The sequence below is a fragment of the Psychrobacter sp. 16-MNA-CIBAN-0192 genome (assembly GCF_040309565.1).
Classification (GTDB): Bacteria; Pseudomonadota; Gammaproteobacteria; order Pseudomonadales; family Moraxellaceae; genus Psychrobacter.
Genome location: NZ_JBEOOX010000011.1, coordinates 1 through 18,626 on the forward strand (window position 1 = coordinate 1; position 18,626 = coordinate 18,626).

The window sequence follows — 18,626 nt, forward strand, 5'->3', positions numbered from 1 at the left end:
ACTTAAGCCGTTAAGTGATAAGTTTGTTATCTTATCGCCTAGCTTCCTTTGCTGTGGGGCGTATTATATAGAGTTTGGTAGGGGTGTCAAGAGATTCTAGATACTATTTCTAGTCTTATCTGACAGTATGATTGATACTGGTTAATTATCAATACGTTAGAGACAAAAATAGTTTTAATTATTATCAGCAGTCCTTTATTTACTATTATTTATCTATGTTTCTTATTAGTTTTGTTTTATACACTTATATAGCTGAGCGTTTTATAACTCACTTGGTTTATAGCTTTCCTATCTTTTTGAAGAAGTCTTTATAAGCAGCAACTTTTTTATCTAGTGCCAATGGGTAAGCGCGGGAAGTAGAAGGGAGTCTATATAAGGTTAAATCATTTACCTTACCTGCTTTATTATTAGCAGCATTATGATATTCATAAGGATAATCAATACTTTGATTGGTCTTGGGCTGTTTTGATTTGGCAGGTGGCTCATGCAATAGGTTTAATAATACTTCTGTTGCTTTGCCGCCCGTAGTAAATAAAGATGTTACGTTAGGAACTTGCGGCAAGATAGTATCTAAGTCGATAGTGGTGACGACGGTTAGATTTTTATCAGAGGCGTTACCGGTTTCGCGAATCGCTTGGACGACGGTCGGGCAAGAGGCGATGCCGCGCTCAAACATAAAGGCGCGGATACGTTCAGGGTCAAAGCGCTTTTCGTTACCTGCTCTAAAATAATCGGCATCGTCAAAAAATACGCGCCCATAAATACGCCACATGTCATTTTGAAAGTTGGGATAATGAAATCTCATTGCCCATTTATCTGCTGTGGGCGGAAAACTACCCATCATCATGACGGTAGCATCTGGCGGTAGCACAGGTCCAAAAGGATGGGTTTCGATATGTGGCGAACCGTGTGGCAAATCATGTGGTGAATCGATTTGTAGCGCTTGCTGCCATATGAAGTCGTTAACAGGTTTTATGTATGTTGTGTGAGAATTAGCTGAGGTGTTGGTCATGATATTCTTCATCGGAAAAGTGGTTTTTTTGGTATGATAGTTATTGTAAACGATGTCTATAATGACTTTATAAAGCAATTACCTTATTAGCTAAGCTTATCATTTATGCCCTTACTAATATAAAAGCTTGTCATGTACAGTCAAGATACGATTTGTTATCGCTATCTTTTAATAAAGATATCACTTTGCAAAGTGACTACTGCCTAACCTAAGACCGAAACCAAGAGAGTACTTATGAATGACCTAAAGATTAACGTAATCGACCATCCGTTAGTACGTCATAAACTGAGCCTGATGCGCGAAAAGGACTGTAGTACTTATAAATTTCGTACCTTGACCAAAGAGCTTGCCCGCTTGATGGCTTATGAGGCGAGCCGCGATTTTGAAATTGAAACCTTCTTGATGGAAGGTTGGTGTGGTGAAATCACGGGTGAGCAAATTATCGGTAAGACGGTAACCATCGTGCCTATTTTGCGCGCTGGTATTGGCATGCTCGATGGGGTGCTCGATATGATTCCAACGGCAAAAATCTCGGTGGTTGGTTTGCAGCGTGATGAAGAAACGCTGGAACCAGTGCCGTTTTTTGAAAAATTCGTGAGTCATATGGACAAGCGCCCTGCATTGATTATTGACCCAATGCTAGCGACCGGTGGTTCGATGGTGGCGACCATTGATATGCTTAAAAAGCATGGTTGTAATAATATTAAGGCATTGGTTTTGGTTGCCGCACCTGAAGGTGTGCGTTTGGTCAATGAGGCGCATCCTGATGTGACCATTTATACCGCAGCACTTGATAGTCATTTGGATGAGCATGGTTATATCATTCCAGGGCTTGGTGATGCGGGCGATAAAATCTTCGGTAAAAAAGAAGGTCAACATTAGGCGTTAAATTTTTAAAAATAAAAAGTCATCAAGGTCGTAGTAAGTTCATCATAAACTCATAACCATTTCATAATAATTTTATAACAGTTTCTTAAAAAAGGTTGTTGTTAACCGTCATTATTCACTTATCAAGGATTATAAGGATAACCAATGAACGTATTGATTACAGGGGCAAGCGCAGGATTCGGTGAAGCATTGGCAAGGCGTTTGGTGGCTAAAGGTCATCAGGTAATCGGCTGTGCGAGACGACTGGATAGACTGAATGCGCTGGCACACGACCTTGGTGAGTTGTTTTTGCCCGTGGTGATGGACGTAAGTCAACCCGAAACTATTCCAAAAATCATTGCTGATTTGCCAGAAGCCTTTAAGCAAATCGATGTGTTGGTGAATAATGCGGGATTGGCGCTGGGTACAGAGCCTGCGCATGAAGCTGATCTTAATGACTGGACGCGGATGGTTGATACCAATATCAAAGGGCTCATGTCAGTGACCCATGCGGTAATGCCTGCTATGGTGGCGCGCGACAGTGGTTATATTATTAATGTAGGCTCGATTGCGGGTAGCTGGCCATATTTTGGTGGCAACGTTTATGGGGCGACGAAAGCATTTGTGAAGCAATTTAGCTTAAACTTGCGCGCGGATTTAGTCGGTACGCAAGTACGGGTAACCAATCTTGAGCCGGGTAATGTGGCGGGTACTGAGTTTTCAAACGTACGCTATCATGGCGATGATGATAAAGCAGCTCAAGTTTATCAGGGCTTTAAAACCATGACCGGTGATGATATTGGCGATATTTTATTGTGGCTCATTGAATCGCCTGCGCATATTAACGTCAATCGCTTGGAAGTCATGCCTGTTGCGCAAACTTATAATGGGCTGACGATTGCAAAGCAAAACTCTTAGGTGTTTTTATTTGACTTTATCAACTGCAAATAATGTTTAGTAGCATTAGCAGTTAGAACATACAAAAAAGCGACTCCATCAGTCGCTTTTTTTTGCTCAAAAATCATAAAATAAAAATTTAATCAGATAATTTTTTAATAAGTGCAAACCTTGGCATTTCTTTATTATCAACCAAAGCCGTTTCAGTAAACATGGTTAAAGGGCGTACCCAAACGTCATAATCACCGTACAGACAGCGATAAACGACTAGCGATTCTTCAGTTTCTGAGTGATGAGCGGTATGTAGGACTTGATAAAGATTGCCTTTATAATGTTGGTAGATGCCTTGGGGAATGGTGTTTTTAGTTGACTGGGTCATAGCAAACTCCTGACTTTAAAAATTCTGTTAATCCATATTTAAAAAAGGGTCGACAATTAAAAGTCGACCTTTTTCTCACTACGTTTTGCAGATTGATTAAGCTACTGTTACTTTTGCATATGCCTTTTTGCCTGCTTGAATCACAACCGTTTGTCCGGATGTTAAGCTAAAACCGCCATCAACCACGTCGCCATCAACTTTTACCGCGCCACGTTTTAACATGTCTTTGGCGGATGAGCTGTTTTTGGCAAGTCCAGCTTGGTTTAAGATTTGGGCGATAAATAAGGCGTCTTGACCTTCTGAACCTAGCGTCACTTCAGGTAAATCGACTGGCAATTCGCCATCGGCTAATACATTACCTGCTGATTTGTGCGCATTGGCAGCAGCATCGGCATCGTGAAAACGCTCAATCAACTCTTCGGCTAGAATACGTTTGATTTCTTGTGGGTTGCGACCGTTTTCCATCTCTGCCATTAACGCTTCGACCTCTTCCATTGGCTTAAAGCTTAAAAACTCAAAGTAGCGACGGATTAAGGTGTCTGGCATAGACAATAATTTTTGATACATGGTGCCCGGTGCATCATAAATGCCAACATAGTTATTCAGCGATTTAGACATCTTATTAACGCCATCTAAACCTTCCAAAATCGGCACAGTGATACAAACTTGTGGCTCTTGACCGTAGCGACCTTGTAGAGTGCGACCCATTAATAAGTTAAAGGTTTGATCCGTACCGCCAAGCTCGATGTCAGCTTTTAGCGCGATTGAGTCGTAACCTTGTACTAAAGGATATAAAAACTCGTGAATAGCGATGGGCGTTTGCGCCGCATAGCGTTTAGAGAAATCATCACGCTCAAGCATACGTGAGACAGTCAACTGGCTAGAAAGCTGAATCATATCTGCCGCTGACATGTCTTTAAACCATTCAGAGTTAAAGACGATGCGGGTTTTTTCTTTATCCAAAATCTTAAAGACTTGCTCAGCGTACGTCTTGGCATTGGCTTGGATTTGCTCATCGGTCAATGGTGGACGGGTGGCATTTTTACCAGAAGGGTCGCCGATTTTTGCGGTATAGTCGCCAATTAGAAAATAAATCTCATGACCTAAGTCTTGAAAATGCTTAAGCTTATTAATCAACACTGTATGACCTAAGTGTAAATCAGGCGCGGTGGGGTCAAAGCCCGCTTTGATACGCAAAGGACGGTTTAGTTTTAATTTTTTTACCAAATCGTCTTCTGATAAAATCTCTTGCGTACCACGTTGGATAAGGGCAAGTTGTTCTTCTAGGGTGTATGAATGCTCGGTCATAGTGGTCTCTTCATTGTCTTATAAATTGTCTTTGTGCATTTATTAAACCCGTTAAAAGGTTTAGAACCTTAAAGGCGTACAAAAAATGGTAGAATTTGGCAGATATATTAGCGTTTTTTAAGGTAAATTGCCATGACCAACCCTATACCTAGTGATGATACTCAAAATAATGACGAGCTATATTCAGCTGCAGATTTAGATAGTGCGTCAGAATATGCCACGCTGACCGATGTGCTTGAGCAAACCGTATTTGAAAGTTTCGATGAGGGCTTATATATTGGCATGATGTCGGGCACCAGTTTGGACGGAATGGATGCAGTCATTTGTCGATTTACTCATGACAATACTGATGCAAACAAGTCCCCAATGGAATTAGTGGCGACTTATAGCCAAGATTTTCCGCCACGATTACGCGAGGTGTTATTGGCATTGTGTCAGCCCAATGGCGTGCAACAATTAATCGTGCAAAATGATGAACCAAGTAGCCAAGATGGTGAGCCGAACAGTGAATTAGATTGGTTCGGTTGGGCAAGCAAAGCTTATGGTGAATTTGCCAGTGAGGTGGTGAATGCTTTATTACAACAAGCCAATATCGCTTCAGAATCCGTGTTGGCGATTGGCTGTCATGGACAAACCGTGCGCCATCGCCCGCACATGGGCTTTAGCTTGCAACTGCTCGATGCCAATATTATTGCTGAACGTACGAGCATTAGTGTAGTGAGTGACTTTCGTCGCCGCGATATGGCGGTCGGTGGACAAGGCGCGCCACTGGTTCCCGCTTTTCATCAAGCGCTATTTGCAACAGCAGATACCACGCGCGTGCTACTTAATTTGGGCGGTATTGCTAATATTGCGGTCTTGCCAGCAACGAATAACCTTAAAATTTCGCAAGTGGTTGGTTATGATACCGGTCCTGCCAATTTATTATTGGATGCGTGGATAGCGTTACATACGGATAAAAACTATGATGCAGGCGGTACATGGGCTGCATCTGGACAAATTATCGAACCATTACTTGCTCAATTATTAACCCATCCGTTTTTTGCCAAACCCTATCCAAAAAGTACCGGACGGGAAGATTTTAATATGGCGTGGTTACAAGCAGAATTACAGATATTCGAGCAAGCCGCTGCCAATGTTCGCTATTCGGCAGCCGATGTGCAAACAACCCTTACTGAACTTACTACAATTAGTGCCGCCCATCAAATCTCCGCCTTTATTAATAACGATACCAGTATGAACGCCAATGCCGTTTATGTTTGTGGTGGTGGTGCTTTAAATAGCTATCTGATGACGCGCCTGCAGTCCCATTTACCGCATTGCCTTGTGGACACAACTGCAAGTTTGGGACTTGCGCCAACTTGGGTCGAATCAGTAGCATTTGCATGGTTAGCCAGGCAAACATTGATGGGCGAAACGGGTAACTTGCCAGCGGTAACTGGCGCGCATAAAGAGGTGGTATTAGGACAAGTTTGCTTCGCGTAATTTTTTAACATGACATTTATTTAGCCTGTTACTTTGCATAACAAAACGACTGCACCGGCACTTATTATGATTATCTGCTTATAGCTCCCTGCAACAAAGTTATTAATGTTGACTATTAAGTTTACAGCCGTGCACTTATGTGCTTTATAATGGTTGCCAAAAAGACAATATCACGTTATAAATAACGTATGGTACCGCACTGCATAATGACCGTACGACATCCGTAAGACCTCCTTTAGGACCGCAAAGTATAGGATATATTGCATGAGCCAACATAACAATTCACTGACAGCGCAAGCAGCTCCTGCTAACGTAGCGTCACCACAAAAGACGCGTCACAAGCCGCACCACTACGAGCGCTCGGATGATATGCGTGTGGTGGTCACTGGCATGGGGGCGATTACCTCGCTAGGACTTGACGTTGAAAGTACGTGGGCGCGCTTATTAAATGGTGATAGCGGAATCTCGCCAATTACGCATTTTGACGCCACGGATTTTCGCACTCAGTTTGCAGGTACGGTAAAAGATTTTGATGCCACGCAGTATATGACTGCTAAAGATGCGCGCCGTTATGATGAGTTTATGCATTATGCCGTTGCTGCCACGGCAATGGCGTTGAAAGACTCAGGTTTTGTTGAGGAAATAAGTACCGGAGATATGCCGGTACAGAATGTTGATCAAGAACGTTTTGGTATTATTCTCGGCTCAGGTATTGGCGGAATTCAAACCATCGAAGACAGCTGCGCGATGCTGCGTGATAAAGGCGCTAAAAAGGTCTCACCATTTATTATCCCTGGCTCCATTGCCAATATGGCAGCAGGATTGGTAGCAATTAAGCACAAACTGAAAGGTCCTAACCTAGCAACCGCGACGGCGTGCACCACCGCAACGCATGCGATAGGTTTAGCAGCGCGGCTGATTGCCTATGGTGATGCAGATGTGATGGTTGCTGGTGGCAGTGAAAAAGGCTCAAGCCCGCTAGGTATGGCAGGCTTTGGTGCCATGCATGCGTTGTCTACGCGTAATGATGAGCCAACTCGCGCTTCACGCCCGTTTGACAAAGACCGTGATGGCTTTGTATTAGGTGACGGTGCCGGCGTGATGGTGTTAGAGAGCCTGACTCATGCTAAAGCGCGCGGTGCGACCATACTGGCGGAAGTCGTCGGCTTTGGTATGAGCGATGATGCGAGCCACATTACCTCCCCTCCAGAGGACGGTAATGGGGCAGCACGAGCCATGCAAAATGCGCTTAATGATGCCGGTATCGAGGCATCAGCTGTGGGCTATGTTAATGCCCATGGTACCAGCACCCCAGCCGGTGATGTCGCTGAGTCCATCGCGATTGAGACGGTATTTGAATCGGTAAAAGACAGTATTTTAGTCAGCTCTACTAAGTCTATGACTGGTCATTTATTGGGTGCAGCCGGTGGTATTGAAGCCATCTTCTCCGTACTTGCCTTGCAACATCAGCATATACCGCCCACCATTAACCTTGATAATATTGAAGACAATTGCAATCTAGATTACGTTGCCAATACATCACGTCGCGTCAGTAATCTTAATTATGCCGTGTCAAATAGCTTTGGCTTTGGTGGCACCAATGGTTCTTTAATTTTTGCCCGTTGGACTCAAGCTTAGACAACTTCTAAAATTACCAAGGTTAAACCGTTCTTAAAATTAGCAACGTTATTAACGTCAGATTGATTTAATGTTGCTACGTTTGTCCTCTTGCAGCCCCTTATTGTACTTGCGTATGATAAGGGGTAATTTTTGGAACCTTATGGAACATATCATGTCAAGCTACTCATTTTCTCATCAATTCTATCAGCATTGGACGCACGCACCAAAGCTTGTACGGGCAGCGATTGTACAAGAATTGACAGACATCAATACCTTGCTACAACCTGATACCGAACTTGCCGACTTTAGCTTTATTGAACCTGACCTTGATGCACATATAGAGTTATTATATGACGCTCATAATACTGAGTTAGCCGCTGCTAAAGCCGTTGCTGACGCGCAAAAACTTGCTGATGAACAACGTTTAGTAGAAGAGAGCAAAAAAGAAGACAACAGAAAAGCAGAAGAAAAAAAGGCTCAAGAGGAAGAAGATCAGAAAAAAGAAGATGCCGCAGCAATAGAAATACAGAGCAATCAAGTTACTACTGATGATAATGATGCTAATAATTCTAATGACAGTGATAGTGAGATTAAGAGTGGCAGCGATGATGACAGCCAAGTACTAGCAAAGTCCTATGAACCAGCGCCAACACAAGAACCACAAACTACTGTAAACGATAATAATCATAATGATGAAGAAACGGCTGAGACCATTCAATCAAAACCCAGTAAAGGTCAGGTCAATAGTAATAAAGACAAAGTGCTATCGGCTTTGCAACAGCATGCCAGCACCGATACCGTAAAACCTACCCCTATTACCGACACTTTAGTTAATGCACCGATTTTAAACCAAGACAATGAAGCCTTTATCCATGAGCTTGGTATGCATATTGATGATTATTTAAGTGACCAAATGGCGCAATTGTCTGAAGATTTAAAATCGTGGTTACGCGCTGAGATAAGCCGTAAACTTAGCGAGCAAGTGAGTGAGCAAACGTCTATTGCGAGCAATAGCGATAATAAGTAATAGTATCTTAAAATATCAGACTCTTACTATTCAGTATCTGATTATTCAGTCTATAACGATATAACGCATAAAAAAGCACCGGATAAGTGATTTATCCGGTGCTTTTTATTGTTTAGGGATTAATTAATACGATTTATCTAAACCAGTTTTATATCGCTTGAGTACGTTCAGTCAGCCATGCAAGCGCTGCACCGGTTACGCGGCTATTCAGCTCGCTATACACTTGGCGATGATAGCTATTTAACCAGTCTTTTTCAATTTGCGTTAATAATGCCGGTTCAATCAAACGGGTGTCAATTGGACAATAGGTTAAAGTTTCAAAGTTTAAGAAATCACCAAACGCAGTTTCGGCTGGATTAGCAACACGCGTATTGACCATTAAATTTTCAATACGAATGCCCCACTGTCCTTCACGGTACAGACCAGGCTCATTACTTGAAATCATACCGGCTTTCATCGCGCGCTCTTTTGGCATGCTGGCGCTATAGGCAATCACTTGTGGACCTTCATGCACATTCAAAAAGTAGCCAACGCCGTGACCAGTGCCATGTCCATAATCCATCTGCGCTTGCCAAAGTGGGGCGCGGCAAATCGCATCAATCAGTGGTGAGGCAATACCATCAGGAAAATGTGCTTTTGCTAAGGCAATATGCGCTTTTAACACCGTGGTAAAGTCGCGTTTATGCTCGTCATTTACCTGTCCGATACCGACCACACGCGTAATATCCGTAGTACCATTTTGATATTGTGCGCCTGAATCAATGAGTAACAAGCCGCCTTCGCCTTCATTCACATCTAGATAGCTAAAATTCTCTGACGTAGCACGATAATGCGGTAACGCACCATTTTCATTAAAACCGGCAATCGTTGGAAAGCTCGGCGAGACATAATGCGGTTGCTTGCTACGGACGTCAATCAGCATACTATCCACGTCTAATTCACTTAAGCGCTCACCGTCTGCTAAACGCTGCTCAAATGTCGCAAAAAATTCGCATAATGCCGCCCCATCTTGGCGCATTGCTTCACGGACATGATCAACATCAGCATCAGCTTTGACTGATTTTAGCAAGGTACTGGGAGCCATTTTCTCAATGAAGCCGACGTCATCGACCATTTTTGATAACGTGCCAACCGCCACTTTACTTGGGTCTAATAATAATAAATCATCAGGCGTCAGTGCGCCTAAAGCATCCTGTATCGCCTCATAATCTGCAAGGGTAAAACCATTATTTTGCAAGCGTTGTGCAATCTCTGAGCTGACTTTATTATTATCAATAAATAATGTCGCATCTTTAGCATCAATGAGCATATGCGCTAAAAATACCGGATTGTAATCCACATCTGCACCGCGCAGATTGGTCAGCCAGGCAATATCATCTAAGCTTGATAACAGATGGTGCGTCGCGCCTGCTTTTGCCATGCCATCTCGAACCGCAGCAAGCTTTTTAGCTGCCGACTGCGCAACAAATTGAGCGTTATGCTCATACAATTGGGCAACGGGTAATGCTGGACGATCGCTCCAAATATCGGCAAGCACATCACGGTCGGTTATTAATGTAATCTCATTGTCATCAAAAGCACTTAACAGACGGTCTTGCTCAGCAATTGACAAGACATTGCCATCGACTGCCACGCTATCCCCTTCTTGCAAATTTGCCGCTAGCCAATCAATATGATTTGGCTGACCGGGTGCAAGTTTTTCCAAGCTAATGCCTGTGTCTTCTAATTGCGCTGCTGCATGTACCCAATAACGACTGTCTGTCCATAATCCTGCAAAATCAGCGGTCACCACCAACGTCCCAACTGAACCAGTAAACCCTGATAACCATAGGCGCGCTTGCCAATATTCCGGCAAATATTCAGATAAATGAGGATCAGCTGATGGAACAATGATGGCAGTCAAGTCTTGCTCGACCAACGCTTGACGTAGCTTACTGATGCGATCATGAATGTTTTGCTTATTCATTGGGGTATTCCTTATTGATTGCTTAGAAGTATTGCTTGAAGATATTACTTGGACTAGATGTTTGGCTTAGCTTTACAGTATCAAAAGCGAAAGTGCTATATAGCAATACTATTACTTTAATAAAACAATTAGGTTAATAAAATGATATTTTTTCGATAGAGCACTACTATTATCATTTTTCTAAAAACGTATCATACGATGTTTGGGCAAAGTATCCGTTTTCAATGGTTTATTGATACTATTTGCATCGCTAATAGCAAAAACGTGCTACCGATAATGGTAACACGTCTTAGAAATGTTCATGGATAAGTATCTTATTTATGCATTATTACTGACTGAGCTGATCCGCTTGCTCACTCTTTTTGAGCATATTATTAATGGGCTTCGATAAGACAAGAAGTAAAATCGCAGTAGCAACTAAAAATGCCGTCATGGTGGTGAATAAACCAGGCAACCCTTCAATTTTATCCGCGGACACGTGACCACCAAAAAAGGCAGCAACTAAGTTACCCAGCGCCACAGAAGCAAAAAACAGCCCCATCATCTGACCTTGCATTCCTTTTGGCGCAAGTTTGGTCATTGCCGATAGCCCAACTGGACTGAGTGCTAATTCACCAAGAGTTAGCAGAAATAAACTGCCGACCAACCATAAGGGTGACGCCAAGCCGCCTTCATTGGTCAAAATACTTTTAGAGGCAAATATCATCAAGGCAAAACCTGCCGCCGCTAATAGCATGCCCAGTGCAAACTTGGTCATACTGTTTGGTTCAAGCCCACGATTGCCAAGCTTGACCCAAATAATACTAGCAATGGGGGCTAATAGTAAAATAAACAGCGGATTTAACGATTGAAACCAAATACTGGGTATCTCAAAGCCTAAAACATTCAAATCAGTATAATTATCAGCAAACAAGTTAAACGACGTCGGTTGCTGCTCAAAGCTTGACCAAAATAGCGTTGAGCCAATAATCAGAATCAAACAGGTCAATAAGCGTAACTTGTCGGTTTTATCGAGACGACGCGAGAGGAACATAACCACAAAATACAACAGAACGACGGCAGCAATAATATAGGTCATATACTCTGCCACCATCTCAGGCGCAAATGGCATGATACCCGTCGCTACTAAAACCACAATAAGCGCTAGTAAGGCAATAAAGCCGGTTACCCAACGACCGACGTTGCTAAAACGATCATTTGAATGTTCCCATTCCGGTTTAATATTTTTGGCGCGAGCATAATGATTTAAAGTTTTTTTGGCTGAAAAACGGTATATCAATAAAGAGACCAACATACCAAGACCGCCGACCCCAAAGCCAACATGCCACATACCTTTTTCTTTAAACACGCCAACGATAAGTGCCGCTAATAACGCGCCAATATTGATACCCATATAGAATAAGGTAAAACCGCCATCACGGCGCGAATCCCCTTTGGGATATAACGCACCCACCATCACCGAGATACAGGTTTTAAATAAGCCTGAACCAAGGACAATGCAGATTAGACCGACGAAAAATAGCGTCATACCGAACATCGCTGATAGCGCAATGCACAAATGACCCAATGCAATAATAATACTGCCCCACCATAGTGCACGCTCTTGACCAAGCCAATTATCCGCAAGCCAACCGCCGGGAACGGCAGCTAAATAAAGGGAACCGGCAAAAATACCATAGATAGCTGACGCAGTGGCTTCATCGAAGCCAAAACCGCCACTACCAACGGTTGCCACCATAAAAAGTACCAACAGCGGGCGAATACTGTAATAAGAAAAGCGCTCCCACATCTCGGTGAAAAATAACGGTCGTAGTGGTTTTGGATGTCCCATAAATCCATTTTCCAGCGCCGCTAGTTCAGCAGCGCTAACTTCTGACTGTGATTCCGTACTCATAAATCATTCCTTTATATAGCGCTCAATAACAACCAAACCCTTGATAATACTCACGGGCAGTCACAAATGCTGGTTATTGTTTCACTTGACTATAAGCATGTAAAGAAAAAAATGGATACCAGCTGGGTAGCTTTAGTCGTCTCCCTTATCAATGACGCCTACAAAAAAGCCCGCCATCAAAACATGATAGCGGGCTTTTTATTAATAAGTACAGACTAATAAATACGTTAAAAGCAACCATAACGGTAATGATAATCTCATTTGAGAAAACTTTACCAACGATAAAGACGGCTTATAGTAGCCGTCTAAAACGTCGTCTTAGGTTTTCCGCACCATTCGCTATTTAGCAAAGTGTCAGTATAATTTACCTTCAATACATTATACTGACGATGCGATAAGCGCTACTACTTAGCAGTTGCGGCTTTATCAGCTTCAGCAGGTTCTACTGTTTCTTCATCTGCTTTAGCTGTACTGTCTGCATTAGCAGCAGGCGCTTCAGCTTTATCTGTAGCAGCTGCGTCGGCAGCAGGCGTTGCTACTTTATCAGCGGCAGGAGCAGCTTCAGTTGCAGGAGTTGCCTCGGTTGCTGCTGGTTCAGCGACAGCATCAGTAGTGGCAGCATCAGTACTAGCAGCAGGGACTGCCGCTGTAGCTACGGGTGCTTCTTCAGCTGTTTTCGCTGTAATGTGCTCACCGGCAGGACGTAAGAATCCTGAAACGCCAATCAGTAAAACGATTGCTAAAAATAAGCCAACGCCGCCCAAGGCAAACATAAACTCTCTTTTAGGGTTGTTTTCGACAATATGTTCTGACATACCTGATCCACCTTGCACAAAAAATATGTAAAATTTTAACCTATTATATCGCAATTTATACCGTTTTGTTAAAACCCTTAACTATTTAAAGGGTTTATTATCACACTTTTATGAAAAGCATGTGATGTACCGTATTAACGTCCTATATTCGCTCGTGCGCTGGCACGTTTACCAAGATAACTTAATAACAGTAGCAAGGCGATAAGGATTAAAATCGGATAGTGACCCAGACTCATAAACGGCGTATTACCGACGCGCGCTTGAATATTACCGCGCAGAACAGTGCGTTCAAACTGTGGCAAGCGTTTTACGATATGACCTTGATGGTCAATGATGGCGGTCACGCCGGTATTGGTCGCACGCATAAACCAGCGTCCGTTTTCTAAGGCGCGCATTTGTACCATTTGCAGATGTTGCAAGGGACCTGCTGAGGTACCAAACCATGCATCATTCGAGATGGTCAATAAAAAATCCGTACCAATGGCATTTTTGCGCGTGGTATCAGGATAAGCTACCTCATAACATATGGCAGCACCCAAATTATGACCGCGCACCTGTAGCGGTGACTGGTTATCCCTACCGCGACTGTAGCTCATAATATCTTGGCTACCCGCTAGATTGGGCAAGATATCAAACATCCCTTCAAAGGGAATATATTCACCAAAGGGCACCAGACGCTGCTTTTTATATAAGCCATCCGCTTGAGCGCCGAGGGCAATCACACTGTTATAAAACGGTGGATACTTATCGGTTTTAGTATTAAATGCCGCTTCATCTTTATATGGAATACCGGTTATCCAAGTGGTATTGGTGGCTTTTGCCATTTTTACCATTTCATTAATAAAGCCCACTGCTTCATCTTGGAACATCGGAATAGACGACTCAGGCCACAGAACAATATCACGCCCCCATTCATCACGCGTCAAATTAGCATAGATTTTAAGGGTTTCTATTTGATATTCAGTTAGCCATTTTAAATCCTGCGGGATATTACCTTGAATGAGCGATACCGATAAATCCGGCGTGCCTTTTGGCTTCGTCCACTGCGGATTAATCAGCCATAGCGAAACACTGATAACCAATAATGCGAGCGAGGCGAGCATATAACCGCCGCGACGACGGAACAACTCAACCAAACTTGCGCCAAATAATACCGCTACAAATGAGATGGCAAATACACCAGCGACGGGCGCAAGCGAAGATAACCAGCGCTGTTCGGTAAAGGCATAGCCGACGAACAACCACGGAAAGCCAGTAAACAGCCACGTTTTTAGCCACTCTTGCAATATCCACAGCGCAGCAAATGATAATGGCTGCTTGCCAACCACACGGTTAAATACCAGCGCCAAAAAGCCATGAAAAAGACCCATCCCAAGACCCATGAGCGCAATCATAATCAGCGCCAGCCACGCAGGCGTATCGCCATAATCATGGATTGAGGTATATAACCAAAATGCGCCAACACACCATAGCCCCGTACCGTAAGCCTCACCAATAAAAAAGGCACGCTTGCCACTCATCTCAGGCAATAACAGCGCATACAATAGCGCTGGCGACACCACGGCTAACGGCCAAAAGCCATACGGTGCTAATGCCCATAAAAATATCGCCCCCGCAGCAAAAGCCAGCAGTAAAGTAATCGCAAAGGGACGCGCAGTATTTTTATTCGGGTTCAAACGTTTTTGTAAATCAGCCGTAGTCAGGCGCATAGCAGTTATCCAAATAACAATTATCCAAATTTATCAACTTTTAAGACCTGCTTATTACCGCTAAATCACGCCTCTTAACTTACTGTAAGGATTTCTTTAAAGATGATTTTACTGGTAAATAAGTCTCTCAAAATTAAACCCGCCTATCATAACAGCCTGTGCTAAAAAATGGGGAAAATTGCTGGCTCGTGTTACTTGCTAGTGTCACTAGCCAGCGCCATTTGTTAGCGCCATTTGCATCAGAACGCTTGCATGTGACCGCTTACATTGTCCAAATAGCAGCCATAAAAAAACACGACCGTAGCCGTGTTTTTATTAGATAGATGTTAGATAAGTTCTAGATACTTACTTATCACCTCACCAGTTAATGACTGCCGATAAGATGATGTTGTTCAGGCATTACTTTGGTCAGCTCTAAATTCTGAATAAAGCGACCTTCAACATCAGTGACCGTAATTTGCCAGTCATTAATCGTGACACTCTCGCCTTCCAAATCGCCCACATGACCAAGCGTTTGCATGACCAGCCCGCCCATGGTATCGACATCGGTATCATCAAAATGGCTGCCCAACTCATCATTACAGTCTTCAATCACGGTAGAGGCTTGTACCCGCCACGTATTGGGCTTTTCTGGATGAATAACGATATTATTAATATCACTGTCTTCATCAAAGTCATCGTGCTCATCAACAATGTCGCCGACAATCTCCTCGAGCAAATCTTCCATGGTCACGATACCAGCAAAATTACCAAATTCATCGATGACTACTGCCATATGGACTTGAGTGCGCTGTAACGAGCGTAATAAAGTATCAGAGCGCGCAGTTTCACTGATATACAGCGGCTGGCGCACCAAATCTTTTAGGCGTTTACTCTCAATTTTATCGTCTTCGTCGCGCACCATGTGCACTAGGAGCGGTATCAAGTCTTTAGCAAGCAAGATACCAATGACCGCATCATCATCTTGGCTATCAAACACGGGATAGCGCGAATGAGTGGTTTCAAGAATGATATCCATCACTTCTGCAAGGCTGGTACTTTCATGCAGTCCAACAACTTGCGGACGCGGTGTCATGATTTCGCGAACTTGGGTCGCTGGCAAATCAAGCACGCCTTCTAACATATCTACCGTATCAGGCTCTAAAAATTGACGCGATTGCTGCACAAGACTAATCAGTTCGTCACGGGTTTCGGGGGCGGTCGATAGCCAGCGTTTTAAGCCGCGCATCGACCAACTACTCGGGCTGGGAGTGTCGTCAGACATGGTGGTGTGAGTTAACCTCTTTAGTTAATAGTCATTAAAACAGTGATTAAAATAATACGCAGCCTGATATATGGAGATAAAAACCATAAATAAAACAGCAGTATTAACGATAAAAAATAAATAAAGCGGTTTAAATTAGCTTCACTTTATCGCAAGCTTACTCGACATTCAACGACAAATTTATCCAAATTGTATTGTCAGTGTGTGCCAAACTTTGCTATGGTCAAAATCCTTATTCACCGCATTATGATAGCACTGAGCCTTATGTCCCCTCGTTCCCTTATCTCGCGCCTATTCAAAAAACGTATTGAGAATCAATCGCTCGTATCCACTCATCAAAACGGTATACATAAGCGACATTCGTGGCTGCGTTCATGGCGACACTATCTTCTACAATTTTTTATTATATTGGGGCTTATGTTATCTGCCGTTTGGTTATTAATGGCGATTTGGTATCAGCTTGGCGTAAGTCGTCCGCTGACATGGTTTGCAACGACGGTTATTGTTGGTTTATTAATCGCATTGCTTACTGTGCGCTATTTACCCAAGCAGTTTTCCCCTAAACTTTTTAACGATAAAAAAGGTACGGCGGTTAAGTGGCTGACTGGGCTATATGCAACCGTTTGGCTGCTTGGCGCAGGCTGGTTTATGTCTATCACGCCGCAACAACAACGCGACTGGAAGCCAGAAGTGTCTCAAGTATTAAGCTATACGCGCGATGCCAATAATTCAGATTTGGTGACTTTCACTAATGTGCGTAATTTTGATTGGCAGACAGGCGACGAGACAACAGAACGTTGGGAAACGCGTACCGTCGATATGAGTAAACTGTCCGGTGTTGATGTGATTAATTCATATTGGATGGGACCATTGATTGCCCATACGTTGGTAAGTTTCCGCTTTGAAGATGACCGTCCGCTGTCGTTTTCGCTAGAGATTCGTAAAGAAAATGGCGAAACTTTTTCGGCGCTAGGCGGATTTTTTAAGCGTTATGAGCTGAGCCTGATTGCCTCAGAGGAGCGTGATATCATTTACACGCGCAGTAATGCGCGCGGTGAGCAGGTGTATTTATTTCCTATAAGCCATTTGCATCAGCGTGAAGTGCAGTCGTTATTTGAGTCGTATTTGACCGCAGCAGATGAGCTCAATGCAAAACCCGCTTGGTATAACACCTTAACCAGCAATTGTACCAATATTATCTTTTATATGGCGCGTATTGTCAGCGGTGAGCGCTTGCCGTGGGATTATCGGATTTGGGTATCCGGTTGGTTGCCCAATTATCTCCACGACATTGGTATGTTAGATGCAGCGCCAGAGACAGACGCTCAACCGTGGACAATGGATAAATGGTATGAGCAGGCGCATATTAACCCGAAAGTGAAAGGCTTTGACAATGGCAAAAGCAATGACATTCATGGCAGCGATTTTTCAATGCAAATTCGCCAAGGTATTCCTATTCCGCCATTGGCTGATTCTCATGCGATACGGGTGAATCCTCATTAAGTATTAAAGGGTAAATAACAAACTGCTCACTTTATAGCGTCGTGATTCGATTTTTCATAAATTCAACCACTACTGGATGACCGACAAGCTGCGTCAACTCAACTTCTATACGTTGGCGTTCAGCTTCATCCGTTGTTTTGCGATAAATGCGCACATTAATAGTATTGGTCATTGGGCTAAAACCAATACTTTGAGTGTCTGGATAACGCTTTAATATCTCAGGCCACGCTTTTTCTTGCAATGCAAAAATTTGCTGATGCTTTTTATCACTACTCGCTTGGATATAAATAGGAAACGAGTAGTCTTTAAACTCCTTTTGCTTAAAATGATACACGTATTTTGGCGGGACAGCTTTTACCATACTCAGTGTCGTCACCTTAATCGCATACTCATTGGCGTCATTATTATCATAATAAATTGCCGCAATCGTCGTGCCCAAGTGTTCTGCAATCGCTTCAATCAGTGGTGAGCTAATCCCTTGCAATAATAATCGGCGCTGCGCCTCTTCAATAGAGACATTAAAGTCTTGCGCATAAAACCAAGGCGCTCCATTCCTTTCTTCTTTAGATAAAATATTAAAATAATAATCAGCCAATGGCTCGTCTTGATATTTTTTATCTGCAATTGCCTCTATCTTTTGCCAATCGACAACAAAAGCAGCTGGTTTAATAGCGGATACAGGTAATGGTGTACCCTTTGTCGGTAGGGCTTGAGCCGTTTGATTGGTAGAGATGTTAGATTTGGTCAAAGGAGAAATATTTGAGCAACTGCTTAATAAAAATGCAGCCCCTAATATGAGACTGACTTTTAAAGCACTTATTTCTAAATAATTTTGAGACATATCCTTATCCTTGGATAATAAGACTTTATTTAAACAAAT

Annotated in this window: 15 protein-coding genes; 6 read left to right on the forward strand and 9 right to left on the reverse strand. The window is 43.1% G+C overall.

The window, feature by feature from the left end; all coding sequences use genetic code 11:
* Positions 1-277: 277 nt before the first annotated feature.
* Positions 278-847: a DNA glycosylase gene (locus AAEY78_RS09280; RefSeq protein WP_352339144.1), complete on the reverse strand. Its 570-nt coding sequence runs from the start codon at positions 845-847 to the stop codon at positions 278-280.
* Positions 848-1,246: 399 nt separating this feature from the next.
* On the opposite strand from AAEY78_RS09280, the gene upp reads away from it, so the two are divergent.
* Positions 1,247-1,894: a uracil phosphoribosyltransferase gene (gene upp / locus AAEY78_RS09285; protein WP_062533997.1), complete on the forward strand. Its 648-nt coding sequence runs from the start codon at positions 1,247-1,249 to the stop codon at positions 1,892-1,894.
* A gap of 150 nt (positions 1,895-2,044) precedes the next feature.
* Positions 2,045-2,797 (forward strand): SDR family NAD(P)-dependent oxidoreductase, encoded by a 753-nt coding sequence (locus AAEY78_RS09290; protein WP_352339067.1) that lies wholly within the window; start codon positions 2,045-2,047, stop codon positions 2,795-2,797.
* Positions 2,798-2,915: 118 nt separating this feature from the next.
* On the opposite strand, the gene AAEY78_RS09295 is transcribed toward AAEY78_RS09290, so the two are convergent.
* Positions 2,916-3,155: a DUF1653 domain-containing protein gene (locus tag AAEY78_RS09295; RefSeq protein WP_352339068.1), complete on the reverse strand. Its 240-nt coding sequence runs from the start codon at positions 3,153-3,155 to the stop codon at positions 2,916-2,918.
* 96 nt (positions 3,156-3,251) lie between these two features.
* Positions 3,252-4,463: a tyrosine--tRNA ligase gene (gene tyrS / locus AAEY78_RS09300; protein ID WP_352339069.1), complete on the reverse strand. Its 1,212-nt coding sequence runs from the start codon at positions 4,461-4,463 to the stop codon at positions 3,252-3,254.
* Positions 4,464-4,595: 132 nt separating this feature from the next.
* On the opposite strand from tyrS, the gene AAEY78_RS09305 reads away from it, so the two are divergent.
* From AAEY78_RS09305 to AAEY78_RS09315, 3 genes are all read left to right on the forward strand, one after another.
* Complete coding sequence (locus AAEY78_RS09305) at positions 4,596-5,948, forward strand: anhydro-N-acetylmuramic acid kinase (protein WP_352339070.1); 1,353 nt, start codon at positions 4,596-4,598, stop codon at positions 5,946-5,948.
* 264 nt (positions 5,949-6,212) lie between these two features.
* Positions 6,213-7,586, forward strand: a complete 1,374-nt coding sequence (gene fabF, locus AAEY78_RS09310; RefSeq protein ID WP_502943731.1) for a beta-ketoacyl-ACP synthase II — start codon at positions 6,213-6,215, stop codon at positions 7,584-7,586.
* A gap of 154 nt (positions 7,587-7,740) precedes the next feature.
* Complete coding sequence (locus tag AAEY78_RS09315) at positions 7,741-8,595, forward strand: hypothetical protein (protein ID WP_352339071.1); 855 nt, start codon at positions 7,741-7,743, stop codon at positions 8,593-8,595.
* 148 nt (positions 8,596-8,743) lie between these two features.
* Here AAEY78_RS09315 and AAEY78_RS09320 read toward each other — a convergent pair whose 3' ends face one another.
* The 5 genes from AAEY78_RS09320 to AAEY78_RS09340 form a co-directional block, all read right to left on the reverse strand.
* On the reverse strand, positions 8,744-10,561 hold the full coding sequence (locus tag AAEY78_RS09320; protein WP_352339072.1) for an aminopeptidase P family protein: 1,818 nt from the start codon (positions 10,559-10,561) through the stop codon (positions 8,744-8,746).
* 328 nt (positions 10,562-10,889) lie between these two features.
* Complete coding sequence (locus AAEY78_RS09325) at positions 10,890-12,455, reverse strand: peptide MFS transporter (RefSeq protein WP_352339073.1); 1,566 nt, start codon at positions 12,453-12,455, stop codon at positions 10,890-10,892.
* Between the two features lie 404 nt (positions 12,456-12,859).
* Positions 12,860-13,270 carry a hypothetical protein gene (locus AAEY78_RS09330; RefSeq protein WP_352339074.1) on the reverse strand — a complete coding sequence of 137 codons (411 nt, stop codon included), beginning with the start codon at positions 13,268-13,270 and terminating at the stop codon, positions 12,860-12,862.
* Positions 13,271-13,404: 134 nt separating this feature from the next.
* Positions 13,405-14,979 (reverse strand): apolipoprotein N-acyltransferase, encoded by a 1,575-nt coding sequence (gene lnt / locus AAEY78_RS09335; protein WP_352339075.1) that lies wholly within the window; start codon positions 14,977-14,979, stop codon positions 13,405-13,407.
* Positions 14,980-15,343: 364 nt separating this feature from the next.
* The gene (locus AAEY78_RS09340) at positions 15,344-16,243 is read right to left on the reverse strand and encodes a CorC family transporter (protein ID WP_352339076.1); all 900 of its coding nucleotides are present in this window, start codon (positions 16,241-16,243) and stop codon (positions 15,344-15,346) included.
* 264 nt (positions 16,244-16,507) lie between these two features.
* Between AAEY78_RS09340 and AAEY78_RS09345 the strand changes: the two genes are divergently transcribed.
* On the forward strand, positions 16,508-17,746 hold the full coding sequence (locus tag AAEY78_RS09345) for an Lnb N-terminal periplasmic domain-containing protein (RefSeq protein ID WP_352339077.1): 1,239 nt from the start codon (positions 16,508-16,510) through the stop codon (positions 17,744-17,746).
* Between the two features lie 31 nt (positions 17,747-17,777).
* On the opposite strand, the gene AAEY78_RS09350 is transcribed toward AAEY78_RS09345, so the two are convergent.
* On the reverse strand, positions 17,778-18,587 hold the full coding sequence (locus AAEY78_RS09350; RefSeq protein ID WP_352339078.1) for a hypothetical protein: 810 nt from the start codon (positions 18,585-18,587) through the stop codon (positions 17,778-17,780).
* Positions 18,588-18,626: the final 39 nt, after the last annotated feature.